This is a genomic window from Solibacillus sp. CAU 1738 (genome assembly GCF_039888725.1).
GTDB lineage: Bacteria > Bacillota > Bacilli > Bacillales_A > Planococcaceae > Metasolibacillus.
Genome location: NZ_JBDQQN010000003.1, coordinates 1 through 13,168, shown reverse-complemented (window position 1 = coordinate 13,168; position 13,168 = coordinate 1). Strand labels below are relative to the sequence as shown.

Below are 13,168 nucleotides of genomic sequence, written 5' to 3'. Positions count from 1 at the left end.
GAGGCGCTTATGAAAAAACAGTTAGCTGAACAATATGAACCGTCTTGGTGGTCAAAGCTTACACAATCCCCCTACTTTATTTATATTCTCGTTTCGCCCCTATTTTTAGTTTTACTTGCCTATGTTGTATATCCATTTTATACGACATTCGTACAAAGCTTTGCTGGTAACAATAAGCTGGCAAACTATCAAAAATTTTTTAGCCTAAAAAGCACTGCAAACTTAGAGGCTCTTTGGAATAGCCTTTATATTTCTGTTATAAGTGTCATTACATGCGCGATTGTCGGAGTGGCAATGGCATTTTTACTCGAACGCTATAACTTCCCTGGTCGCCGCCTTTTATCGGTTCTTGTGCTCATTCCAATGGCATTACCACCTTTAGTCGGGGTCTTATCCTTTACATTTTTATATGGAGAGAGTGGTATTTTTCCGCGCGCGCTTCAACATTTATTTCAGTTAGATTCCGTCCCCTTTTCTTTAAAAGGAGTTTGGGGTGTCATTGTCGTCCATACTTTTACGATGTATACCTACTTTTATTTAACAGCATCCGCTGCCATTAAAGGGCTAGACCCCTCACTTGAGGAGGCTGCAACAAGCTTAGGTGCAAGTCGTTTCCGCGTATGGAGAAAAATTATTTTACCGATGCTTACTCCCTCCATTATCGCGTCATCACTTCTCGTTTTCATGGTATCGATGGCTTCCTATACAGCTCCACTTATGTTCGGTGTAGAAAGAACGATGACGATGCAAATTTATTTAGCTCGTACAAACGGAAATCTCGACATGGCTGCTACACAATCCACTATTTTATCTGTTGTATCCATTACATTTTTACTAATTATGCGATGGTACCAAAATCGACGGAACTATCAAAACTTAAGTAAGGGTGTTAGCGTACATCGTTCAGAGGTGACATCAAAACCATTAAAATATTTTTCTGTTTTTTTATCATTTTCAGGAACACTTATTCTAATTTTGCCGATACTAGTATTAGTGCTCATTTCTTTTTCAAAGGACGGAGCATGGACAATTCAAATTTTGCCGACCGAATATACACTCGATCATTACAAGGCACTTTTTACCGATGAAAAAACATGGCGCCCTATTTGGAACTCTTTAAAAATGGGCTTTGTTGCAACAATTGGGAATATTATTTTCGGGGTTGCCGCGGCCTATGCAATGGTACGTTTAAACTTTAAAGGGAAGACACTTTTAGATGTGCTCATTACTATCCCGTGGGCTTTGCCAGGGACAGTTGTTGCGGTCAATTTAATTGCTGCATTTAGTACAGAGAGCGTATTTACGTTTAATCAAGTACTTATTGGCACGTTCTGGATTTTACCTTTAGCCTATTTCATCCGTCATTTACCACTCGTTTTCCGTTCAACATCTGCGTCCCTCATGCAGTTAGATCAATCTGTTGAGGAGGCATCTCGTAGCTTAGGAGCGGGCTGGTGGCATACTTTCCGAAAAATAGTAATACCACTCACTTTATCAGGGATACTTGCTGGAACATTACTAGCATTCGTACAAAGTATTGGTGAGTTTGTAGCATCCATTTTACTTTACAGTACGTCTACAATTCCGTTATCCGTAGCCATTTTCCAGAAGCTCTACGCATTTAAATTTGGAACAGCGTGTGCATATGGCGTCCTACAAATTATTTTGATTTTAATCGTCCTACTCATTTCTGAAAAACTCTCAAAAGGTTCGGCCGGCTCAGCAATTTAATGCATATTTATAGCAATTATTGGAGGCAGATGGAGGATGTTCTTTCAAGATTACAGAAATCGCATTAATGAAGTAGAAGGTATTCAATTTCCATCAAATAGTTACCGTCAAATGGTGTTACAACCTGCATATGATGAAGCAAAGCGTCATTTTTTAACGTCTATGCTACAAATTCATATTGCACACTTAAAAATGTTAGAAGAGCAACAAATTGTGACAACTACTGAAGCAAAAGCAATTGGGTTGGCGATTTCAAAACTGGATTTAGCTTATTACAAAACGCGTGATTACAATCCACAGTTTGAAGATTTGTTTTTCCGTATTGAGAACAAATTGATTGAACTTGGTGGAGATATCGCGGGTAATCTGCATATTGCACGCAGTCGAAATGATATGGGGATTGCGATTTACCGGATGACTTTACGTAAAAAATTACTGTCACTTATGCAGGAGTTACTCACACTTCGCTCATCACTTATCGCCTTTGCCGAAGAGCATGTAGACACGATTATGATTGGTTATACACATACACAACAAGCGCAACCGACGACATTTGCTCATTATTTAAAGGCTGTTATTGATCAATTAACACGCGATTATCAGCGGATGCAAGCTGCGTATATCACGATTAATCGTAGCAGTATGGGTGCTGCTGCCTTAACGACAACTGGCTTTAATATTAGCCGTGAGCGTATGAAGGAGTTACTAGCTTTTGATGATATTATCGAAAACGCATGGGATGCAGTCGCCGGTGCTGACTATATTGCAGAAGCAGCAAGTGTTGTACAGCTAGCCGCGCTTAATTTAGGGCGTACATCGCAAGACTTTTTACTATGGGCGACACAGGAATTTAATGCCTTTGAGCTAGCGAGTCCTTACGTTCAAATAAGCTCGATTATGCCGCAAAAACGTAATCCAGTGTCGATTGAGCATACACGTTCGCTGCTATCTGCAGTAGTGGGCGACGCAGGGACTGTATTACAAATGATTCATAATACACCTTTTGGCGATATAGTAGATACAGAGGATGATATGCAGCCTTATTTATGGCGTGCGATGGACCGTTTAATGGGTATATATAAATTATTTGGTAGCTTAATTGTCACAATGGAAGTGAATAAAGAAAGTTTGCTAAAACGAGCGCAAAATAGCTTTGCTAATGTAACAGAGCTTGCGGATACACTCGTACGTTCGGAGAAAATTTCATTCCGCCAGTCGCATCGTATCGTTAGTCGTTGCGTGCGGACTTTAACTGAGCAGCATGAGCAATCTTTGGGAAAATTAACTTGGGAATTAGCGAATGGTTATTCCTTAGAGGTAACAGGCAAAGCACTTCAAATTTCACAAGAAGACTTTTATCATGCTTTAAAACCTGAATTTTTTGTACATGTGCGTACATTACTTGGAGGTCCTGCTCCAGACACAATGCGAGAATCGTTAGCTAAAGCGGATAAAGCATCGACTACACTCTCCGATTGGTCACGTGCTAAAGTAGAAGCCATTTTACGTGCAGAGGAGCAACTAGAGAAGTATTTACAAGGATGGTTGCAAAATGACTGATCGTGTTGTGCTTGCAATTGATGGTGGTGCGACAAAAACGACGTTGAGGTTAGCCCGTGGCAAAAATATTTTATTTGAACAAACAACTACAGGGTCCAATTATCAAGCGATTGGCAAAGAGAACGTTACCGCTACTTTGATTGCCCTGCTTTCAGAAGTTGTAGCTTACACGCAAACAATTGATGCAGCATGCTTTGCGATCGCTGGTATTGATACTGAGGCAGACATTCATACTGTACAAGAAATTATAGAAAATAGTTTGTCGCAATGTATGTTACATTGTGACAAGCTAACTATTGAAAATGATGTTGAAGCAACATTACTTGGGCTTGCACAAGGACGCGATGCAACGATCATTATTGCGGGTACTGGAGCAATTGCCTTTAGTGTTCAAAATAATAGCATTACACGCACGGGAGGCTGGGGCCACAGAGCCGGAGATGAAGGTAGTGGCTATTGGATTGGCAAAGAAATTTTACATGCCATTTTTCGCGCAGCAGACGGACGGGGAAAAGAAACGATGCTTTCGGAACTCGTTTTGGCGCAAATCGGTATAGCAAATACAGAGGAACTAATGAACTGGTTGTACGCAAGCGACTACAGGAATGCACATACTGCATCTCTAGCAAATGTATTGCATGTGGCAGCTGAACAACAAGATTTTGTCGCTCTGTCCATTGCAAAGAAAGCCGCTGATGAACTTGCTTTACTTGCAATAACTGCTCTATCAGAAAATAGCAACGTGCTATTTCTTAACGGTGGCATCTTGCAGCATAATCCCATAATATTGGAGCGAGTACGGCACGCGGTCGTCTCTGTATTTCCGAATATGACGATAACATTGTGTAGCGAAAAGCCGATTGATTCCATTATGAAACGTGCACAGTTATTATAACAGGCAGTCGTACGAAATAACCTCGTACGACTGCTTTCATTCATCTCACTATTCATTTTCCCAATACGGCTTTCCTATCGACGCTAATTCACTTGTCACTATTAAATCATTATTGTTATAAAATTCTAAGCGGATTAATCCGTAATCCGGTGCATAGAAAAAACGATTTATATTATTGTCCGCTACTTCCTCAACAATAATTACATCTGTGAAATGACCATATTCTGTAGTGATTTCTGCTGGTATACCGACAATTTGGCGGTTGCCCATCTTCTTCCTTTCCTCAAATGGCGCCTCCCAAATGACAGCAATTGTTGCAAGTGCATTTAGTTGCTGCTCTGTATAAGCTGTAGTTGGTTCTTCGGGTACTTCTTGCTGCAAGACTAGCTGCACTTCCGTAGCTGTAATGCGATAAATTTTTTCAACAATGGCACCACCATTATTCAATACTGTTTGGATGTAATGGTCAAAAAGCCAAGTCGTTTTTTCTTTATAACTTGCAAATTCATTGCCTGTTCCTCTGAAATACGCAGTCGTTCCATCTGGCATAAAATAACGTTTAAAAGATGCTATAGCAACGGACTCTTCTAGTAGCGGCACTTCTTCTTCGGCGTTTTCTCCAGTTTCACCATCAGTATTCGAAACGTTTTCTGATTGCTCACTCTGTTTATTAAAATAGTAAAAACTTGTGGAGCCAAGTAACAAAGCAAGGATTACTAAATACAGCCAAACATTTGAGTGGCCTTGTCGGTATGTTTTTCTCCTACTGCTCATTAATCAAACCCCCTTATTATTTCAAAAAAGTTTAGTGACCTGTAGTCTTCTATATAACTAGAGTATGAATATTTAATTTTTACGCGCAGCACCCTTTTTCAATTAGACAATAGAGAAGCTGTTACGTTTTATCATATGAAAAAAAACCGAGATCTGAATTAGATCTCGGTTTTTTTTAAACCAGATTCTGTTGTGAAGTATAGAAAATTATCTTCAATCCATAAGTTTTCAACATGTTCACGGAAAATGATTTGTTCAGCGGTACCATCACGCTTTATTTTCGTTAAAAAACCACCTTGTGAATAATTACTAAAATACAACCATTCATCTATTCCAGTAATATAGAAAGCACGACTCCGTGAAAGCTGCTTATTCTCCCCCGTTTTCAAATCCGTCGCATATAGACGATCGCCGTCGTCTATATGACTATAATAAATCATATCACCATACTGATAACTATCACGCATAGTTTGCATATAAGCAAAGCGCTTACTATTCGCAGCCGGATAATCCGCGGCAATCCAGGTATGATCTTGTTTCATCCGCGCATCATTTACTAAAAAATACTCATAGCTTACATGTTGACCACGATCTGGTACTGGGTCATTCCACGTAGTATCGACATGTAGCCACTCCCCGTCCACTTTTACTAAATTCCACGCATGACCGCCTGTATTTACTTCACCAACAACATATAACACTTCCATACCCATCTCACGAAGTAGCTTTGTCATAAATAATGCATATCCTTGGCATACGGCTTTGCCTTCTAGCGCAACTGCATAAGCACTATGTACATTTTCCGCCTGTTCGCTATACACCGTATTTCGAACGATATAGTCATTAGCAAACTTCACTTTTTCGAAATCGGTCATTGTTTTCAATGGAACGTCTGCTAAAATGTCTGCTATTTTTTCCTCTACTACTTTTTCTTGCGCCTCGTTCGTTAAATATTCTTGTGTTACGTGAATCGTTGCTTCCTTTTTTGTATACGTAAATTCAAGCGAACGATTGCCAAGATGGCCGCCAATATAACTATCCTGCTTTGTCGCTAACATAGCTGCACGCTCTAAAAGATTAGCTAAATCGGCTGTATCGCCTTTATAATGCAACACAAACTGCTGCTGATAATGACTAAAATAATTGAAAAACGCTTCTGTCAACGTCTGCTCATCGTACACAGTTGAAGGTTGTAGCTTTGTTTTATTTTCTGTTGTTGGTGGCCCAGTTTGTTGGATTGGTTGTTTAGCCGGCATAGAAACAGGTATGATGTCGATATTTTGTTCATAATACTGCACCACGGTCTCGTAAATTGGTTTTGCAAATACAAGAAGGAAAACAAGTACTACTAATTTTCTAAACATAATTCCCCTCCTACTATTAGGAATAAAAAGCTATCCTATTTAAGATAGCCAGGAAATAGAGAATATATTACCTGTTTACATAAAAAGTAATAACGGCTAGTAGTATTACTTATCTACTTTTAACAACTAAATTGACAGCCTGTTTAATCACCTCGTCCATTTTCTCCCCGTCACCTTCTGCCTTTTGCACGCATTCTAATAAATTCGTGCTCACAATAACACCAATCGTACGGTCTACTGCCGAACGTACTGCAGAAAGTTGTGTAATAACATCTTTACAATCCTTATCTTCTTCCATCATTTTCAATATACCGCGCAGCTGACCTTCCATACGCTTTACACGATTTTTCATCGGATCTGTAAATTCCATCTATTTTTATGCTCCCTTCGAAAGCAATTATTGTTCGTATTATTATATAGCAAAACAAAAGTGATTTCGCCTTTTACAGAGCGAAATCACCTAAATTCAATCTATTTATCCACATTAAGCTCGTCGTATTCATAGCGCTCCCCAAGTGTATTTTTCAAAAACTTGTGCGCATCTTGCTTCATCTCATCTGTAATAGACGTATATACTTTCGTAAGAGCCGCTGTAATAACAAACATATCATCTGTTAAGCCTACTAATGGTAATAGGTCGGCCACCATATCAATCGGTAAAATAAAATATCCGAGCGCTCCGAGGATGATCATTTTATTAGACTTCGACATATCCGGGCTCTTTAGTGCAAAAAACAAAGTTGAAGCAGCATGTAAGCCCGACATACTGAGCTTTAATCCCGTAGACTTTACTTTTCTAATAAATTTATTGTTAGAGAAATGCTTGTCTTTTCCAGCAATCATCTCTTCCATTTGAGACTTACCCATAATCATTCCTCCTCATGTAAGAGAATGAGTACTACAAAGAATCCCTGCAAGGTTAGATAGCCCAATGTAGTACTTGTTAATATGTACGTTCCAGTCGTCTAAAAGTTTCATTTGCTTTATAGTGGGCACCTCATATTTTGTTCGACAGCCGCGACTTGTACATTTTTTATAATAAACTCTTCTTGCTGTCTTTTACAAAATAGCAATTAAATACTTCATATTTTCAACTGTCATCATCCTCACTTACTTTCCCACTATCATACAGGATTTATACCTAAATTTAAGTAATTGAAGAGAAAGGGTTGCCCAATAGCTAGTGAATTCGATAAAAAGAGCCGCCTTAAAAATCTTAAGACGGCTCCTCACTTCCACTATACCATGACATTCAATTGCGCTTTCAATACCTCCACTGCACGCTGCACATCGACTGTTACATGTTGCTGCTGCAATGCTTCACCTATTAATTCAACGGCGCGCTCTAGCATTTCTGGTGTCGTATTCCCCATATGTCCAATACGGAATGCTTTACCTGCTAAATGGGCAAGTGCACCTGCAACAATCATTCCGCGCTCCGCTAATGCTGCTCTAAAAGCAGCATCCTCTACACCTGCAGGATATAATATACAGCTTAATGTTGGAGCCGCTACTTCTTCACTTGCTAACGCTGCCATACCGTATGTCGCTAATGCTGCGCGAATTGCTTTACCATAAGCAATATGACGCGCCTCACGATTAACCATCCCTTCATTAAGCACAATTTTCATCGCCTCATCATACGCATAAATTAAATTGACAGGTGGTGTTGCAAAGTAGTTAGAAGGGTTTTCCATAACCGGTCTCCAGTTGTTAATATCACAATAATACGCACGTACTGTTAATGACTCGCTTGCTTTTAAAGCCGCTTTGCTAAATGCAACAATCGCAAGCCCTGGAGGTACGCCGATTGCTTTTTGTGAGCCCGTTAATACAACATCTATTTTATAATCCGGGTGACCGTATTCCTTACTCATATTTTCATCCATAGCTGCTGTTGCAACAACTCCATCTACAATTACTAAGGCACCAGACTCTTTTATGAGTGGAATAAGTGCATCTAAATCGGATGCAACACCTGTTGATGTGTCGGCGTGCGTTACCGTCACAGCTTTATAGCCTGTAGCTAGCTTTTCTTTTACTAATTCAAGATCTACGCGTTTCCCCCACTCCGATTGCAATATATCTACTTCAATACCAAAAGCCTTTGCAAGCGGTGTAAAACGATCTCCAAAATAACCATGGCTAATAACGAGTAAGCGCTCCCCTTCACCTACAGTATTGACAATTGCCATTTCCATCGCTAATGTACCGGAACCAGCTACAACATACACTTCCCCATCTGTTTGGAGCATAGTGCGTGTTTGTTGCAGCGCATGTTTATAAACTTCCACAAAACGTGGATCCGTATGCCCACGTGTTTCACTTGCTAATGCATCGTAAATCTCATCCACAACTGGCGTTGGTCCAGGCACTAATAGCATTTCTTTATTTCTCATTAACTTTACCCCCTATGTAATTATTCATAATATTAAGTTCATTCGCTATTAATGGCAATAATCCTTTTATTTCATGAAAAAAGTCTTTCTAGCCCCCATCATGACTAGAAAGACCTTATTTTATAAGCGATTCTTACACAATCCTTATAGCAGACCCCTTGTTTAAAACTGAATTTTTATATGTTATGGGAGGCAACCCATGTTCAAGCTGGCGTACAACCCGTAAAATTGTACATTCGCATCAAATCAAACTAACTAATTTTCTCGTATCCAGGTAGTGTTAAGAACTCAACGAAGTCATCTTGTGTAATTAAATTCTTGAACAGCTCAGCCGCTTCGGCATAGCGACCTCCGTCATACGCTTGTTCCCCAACAGCGTTTTTAATATTTACAAGCTCTTCTTCAAGCACTTCAAGCACTAGCTCGAGTGTTATTTTACGGCCATTATCAAGTACACCTTTGTCATGACGAATCCATTGCCATACTTGTGTACGAGAGATTTCCGCTGTTGCAGCATCTTCCATTAAGTTATTAATTGGTGCAGCACCTTGCCCGCGTAGCCACGATGCGATGTACTGGACACCGACATTAGCATTTACACGTAAGCCTTCTTCTGTAATTGTGCCTTCTGGAACAGCAACTAAATCAGCTGCTGTCACATGCACATCATCACGTTTTTTGTGAATCTGATTTGGTGTTGTCATAATCGCATCGAACTGTTCCAGCGCTGTCGCAACCATACCTGGGTGAGCAACCCACGTACCATCATGACCGTCTGTAGCTTCTCTGCGCTTATCCTCTGCAACTTTTGCATAAGCAACCGCATTTGCTTCATCGTCACCTTTAACCGGAATTTGTGCAGCCATACCGCCCATTGCTGGTGCGTTACGTTTGTGACACGTTTTTATACATAGCGATGTGTATGCTTTCATAAAAGGTACTGTCATCGTTACTTGACCACGATCCGGTAAAATGACATCTGGCTGATTGCGCAGACGTTTAATGAAGCTGAAAATGTAATCCCAACGCCCACAATTTAGACCTGCTGAATGATCACGAAGCTCATATAAAATTTCGTCCATTTCAAATGCAGCTAATATTGTTTCGATTAACACTGTCGCTTTAATCGTTCCTTGTGGAATGCCGATGTAGTCTTGTGCGTACACAAATACATCATTCCAAAGTCGCGCTTCTAAGTGACTTTCAAGCTTAGGTAAGTAGAAGTAAGGACCTGTTCCGCGAGCAAGCGCTTCTTTCGCATTATGGAAAAGATACAGTCCGAAGTCAAAGAAGCTTCCTGACATTTGCTCCCCGTCTACTAATACATTCTTTTCAAGTAAGTGTAGACCGCGTGGACGAACTAGCAGTACCGCTGTTTCATCATTGAGCTTATATTCCTTACCTGCTTCATTTTCAAATGCAATTGTGCGGCGTATGGCATCACGCATATTAATTTGTCCGCTAATCATGTTTTCCCATGTTGGACTAGACGCATCTTCAAAGCAAGCCATAAACATTCTCGCACCTGAGTTTAATGCATTGATTACCATTTTACGGTCAACTGGACCCGTAATTTCCACGCGGCGATCTTGTAAATCCGCTGGAAGTGGAGCTATTGTCCAATCTCCTTCACGAATATGCTTAGTTTCCGGTAAGAAGTCGAGTTTCTCACCAGCATCTAAGCCTTTTTGGCGTTCTTGACGTTTTTCGAGCAACTCTTTACGACGAGCATCAAACTTTTCGTGCAGAGAAAGGATAAACTCTAATGCTTCAGGCGTTAAAATTTCTTGCGTCTGTGCGTTTTGTTCACCAACAATTTTCAGTTTTCCTGTTGTTGCTTGTTCCATTTTCAAGATCCCACCTTACAAAATATTTATTTATTGAAGTATTCGCACTGTTTTATTGTGCGAATACCCTTTTTCAATTTATACGAATTGTTCTGTTTCTGTTGAACCAGCCATCGCAGTTGTAGAAGATGTACCACCTGATACAACTTGTGATACTTCGTCAAAGTAACCTGTTCCTACTTCACGTTGGTGACGTGTTGCAGTGTAGCCTTTGCTTTCGCTCGCAAACTCAGCTTGTTGTAGCTTAGAGTAAGCAGCCATACCATTATCTTTATAATCCTGTGCAAGCTCGAACATAGAGTGGTTTAATGAGTGGAAACCAGCTAATGTAACAAATTGGAATTTATACCCCGATTTCCCTAGCTCACGTTGATACTCTGCAATTTCTTCTTCTGAAAGGTTAGCCTTCCAGTTGAATGATGGTGAACAGTTGTAAGCAAGCATTTTCCCTGGGAATTGTGCATGAATGGCTGCTGCAAACTCACGCGCTTCCTCTAGTGATGGCTTAGACGTTTCACACCAGATTAAGTCTGCGTATGGCGCGTATGCTAAACCACGAGCGATTGCTTGTTTGATTCCCGCATTTGTACGGAAGAATCCTTCTGGTGTACGTTCCCCAGTAATGAACTCTGCATCACGTGGGTCGATATCTGAAGTAACCATATCGGCTGCATCTGCGTCAGTACGAGCGATTAAGATCGTATCTACGCCCAATACGTCCATTGCAAGACGAGCAGCTACTAAGTTACGTACTGCATTTTGAGTTGGTAGTAATACTTTACCACCTAAGTGGCCACATTTTTTCTCAGAAGCTAATTGATCTTCTAAGTGAACCCCTGCAGCTCCTGCTTCGATCATACCTTTTACTAGCTCAAATACGTTTAGTGGACCACCAAAGCCCGCTTCAGCATCTGCTACGATTGGTGCGAACCAGTCGAAACCATCTTCGCGTCCTTCTGCATGATCGATTTGATCTGCACGTTGTAACGCTTGGTTAATACGTTTAACAACTGCTGGTACAGAGTTTGCTGGATATAATGATTGGTCTGGATACATTTGACCAGAAAGGTTTGCGTCAGCTGCTACTTGCCACCCCGATAAGTAGATTGCTTTTAAACCTGCTTTTACTTGTTGCACTGCTTGATTACCAGTTAGCGCACCTAAAGCATTGATAAATGGCTCCTCATGTAAAGAGTTCCAAAGGCGTTTCGCACCTCGAGCTGCAAGTGTCTGTTCAATTACTACTGAACCTTGTAATTTTACAACCTCTTCTGCTGAGTATGCACGCTCGATTCCATTCCAACGTGGGTTTTTTGACCAATCATTTTGTAGTGCTTGAATCTTTTCTTGACGAGTTGACATTTTACATTTCCACCTTCCCATTTGTGTAAAAATACACTCTGTTAAAAAAATAATTTTAAACTGTTCCATAACAGGTGTACTTGGTGTAAATTAATATATAACAGAATAGTTTGAATTTCATTATTTTCTGACGAATCGTATATTTTTGGTGATGAAACTAGAAATTTGGAGGACGAATGTAAAATTAAAGGTAATACAAGGGAGGTTTGGATTTTGCAAAGTGGGGATTTAACTATTATTAATAACGCATTACATCAATTCAAAATTATATTAGAAGATTGGATTCCAAAAAGTGCATCTATTGCTATTGCACGTGGAGAGCAATATATTTACTTTTGTTCTGGCACTCCCAATATGCATCTAGAAGTAGGATTACAAGTCCGTGCAGATAGTATTGCTTATCGTGTATTACAAACACGTATGAAAACTGAAGCTGTTATAGATAATTCCTTATTTGAAATACCTTATTATGTGATCGGTTATCCAATTTATGTTGAAAATCAACCTGCTGCACTCATAATTGTGTTACCACAAAACTTTATTAAACCAAAGCTTGATACGTATCGTTTTTTAACGGGGCGACAAAATGAAGATTGGATCCCTATTCCGATTGATAAAATCTCACATATCGAAAGTTTACAAAAAAAGACCTGGTTTTATAAAGATAGAACACAATACATGTCTTCTATTACTTTAAAAGAGCTACAAACAAGGTTACCTGATTCTTTTTTGCGAATTCATCGTTCGTATATTATTAACATTCAATTTATAGAGAAAATTTCACGCGACCTTACATCTAATTTTATTGTTGTATTACAAGATGGAACTGAGCTTCCTGTAAGCCAATCATATTTGAACAATCTCCGTAGTTTATTAGAGTTTTAATAATTTTTATTTTATAAAAACAAAAAACCCGCTGAAAAATCAGCGGGTTTACATTGCTTAGCGATGTCCTACTCTCACAGGGGGAAGCCCCCAACTACCATCGGCGCTAAAGAGCTTAACTTCCGTGTTCGGTATGGGAACGGGTGTGACCTCTTTGCCATCATCACTAAACAGTGAAAGAATTATTCTTTCAAAACTGGATAAACGTTTCATTGAAATAAGTTTTATATTTGGTTAAGTCCTCGATCGATTAGTATTCGTCAGCTCCATGTGTCACCACACTTCCACCTCGAACCTATCTACCTCATCGTCTTTGAGGGATCTTACTTACTTGCGTAATGGGAAATCTCA

Annotated in this window: 11 protein-coding genes and 2 rRNA genes; 4 read left to right on the top strand and 9 right to left on the bottom strand. The window is 39.8% G+C overall.

From position 1 onward, the window contains the following. Nucleotides 1-9 precede the first annotated feature (9 nt). From AAFN87_RS09645 to AAFN87_RS09635, 3 genes are read left to right on the top strand one after another with little or no spacing between them, the layout of a single operon-like run. Nucleotides 10-1,731, top strand: a complete 1,722-nt coding sequence (locus AAFN87_RS09645) for an ABC transporter permease (protein ID WP_347790854.1) — start codon at nt 10-12, stop codon at nt 1,729-1,731. Nucleotides 1,732-1,767: 36 nt separating this feature from the next. Next, on the top strand, nt 1,768-3,291 hold the full coding sequence (argH, locus tag AAFN87_RS09640) for an argininosuccinate lyase (RefSeq protein ID WP_347790853.1): 1,524 nt from the start codon (nt 1,768-1,770) through the stop codon (nt 3,289-3,291). Continuing rightward, on the top strand, nt 3,284-4,186 hold the full coding sequence (locus AAFN87_RS09635; protein WP_347790852.1) for an N-acetylglucosamine kinase: 903 nt from the start codon (nt 3,284-3,286) through the stop codon (nt 4,184-4,186). The genes argH and AAFN87_RS09635 overlap by 8 nt, the downstream gene beginning before the upstream one ends. Before the next feature lie 48 nt (nt 4,187-4,234). Here AAFN87_RS09635 and AAFN87_RS09630 read toward each other — a convergent pair whose 3' ends face one another. From AAFN87_RS09630 to aceA, 7 genes are all read right to left on the bottom strand, one after another. Continuing rightward, nucleotides 4,235-4,960, bottom strand: a complete 726-nt coding sequence (locus AAFN87_RS09630; RefSeq protein ID WP_347790851.1) for a hypothetical protein — start codon at nt 4,958-4,960, stop codon at nt 4,235-4,237. 158 nt (nt 4,961-5,118) lie between these two features. Then, nucleotides 5,119-6,324, bottom strand: coding sequence for a DUF5050 domain-containing protein (locus AAFN87_RS09625; protein ID WP_347790850.1), 1,206 nt, complete (start codon nt 6,322-6,324; stop codon nt 5,119-5,121). Between the two features lie 109 nt (nt 6,325-6,433). Beyond that, on the bottom strand, nt 6,434-6,694 hold the full coding sequence (locus tag AAFN87_RS09620) for a metal-sensitive transcriptional regulator (RefSeq protein WP_347790849.1): 261 nt from the start codon (nt 6,692-6,694) through the stop codon (nt 6,434-6,436). Nucleotides 6,695-6,795: 101 nt separating this feature from the next. Then, the gene (locus tag AAFN87_RS09615; RefSeq protein ID WP_347790848.1) at nt 6,796-7,191 is read right to left on the bottom strand and encodes a YkvA family protein; all 396 of its coding nucleotides are present in this window, start codon (nt 7,189-7,191) and stop codon (nt 6,796-6,798) included. Nucleotides 7,192-7,562: 371 nt separating this feature from the next. Beyond that, nucleotides 7,563-8,723: a pyridoxal-phosphate-dependent aminotransferase family protein gene (locus tag AAFN87_RS09610; RefSeq protein ID WP_347790847.1), complete on the bottom strand. Its 1,161-nt coding sequence runs from the start codon at nt 8,721-8,723 to the stop codon at nt 7,563-7,565. A gap of 251 nt (nt 8,724-8,974) precedes the next feature. Further along, nucleotides 8,975-10,570 carry a malate synthase A gene (gene aceB, locus AAFN87_RS09605; protein WP_347790846.1) on the bottom strand — a complete coding sequence of 532 codons (1,596 nt, stop codon included), beginning with the start codon at nt 10,568-10,570 and terminating at the stop codon, nt 8,975-8,977. 78 nt (nt 10,571-10,648) lie between these two features. Then, nucleotides 10,649-11,932 carry an isocitrate lyase gene (aceA, locus tag AAFN87_RS09600; protein ID WP_347790845.1) on the bottom strand — a complete coding sequence of 428 codons (1,284 nt, stop codon included), beginning with the start codon at nt 11,930-11,932 and terminating at the stop codon, nt 10,649-10,651. 213 nt (nt 11,933-12,145) lie between these two features. On the opposite strand from aceA, the gene AAFN87_RS09595 reads away from it, so the two are divergent. Further along, entirely contained in the window at nt 12,146-12,817 is a 672-nt protein-coding gene (locus AAFN87_RS09595) for a LytR/AlgR family response regulator transcription factor (protein WP_347790844.1), read from the top strand. A 55-nt stretch (nt 12,818-12,872) separates the two neighbouring features. Here AAFN87_RS09595 and rrf read toward each other — a convergent pair. Together rrf and AAFN87_RS09585 are read right to left on the bottom strand one after the other, a co-directional pair. Next, nucleotides 12,873-12,988 (bottom strand): 5S ribosomal RNA (gene rrf / locus AAFN87_RS09590). Nucleotides 12,989-13,047: 59 nt separating this feature from the next. Then, a 23S ribosomal RNA gene (locus AAFN87_RS09585) occupies nt 13,048-13,168 on the bottom strand; the annotation flags it as partial.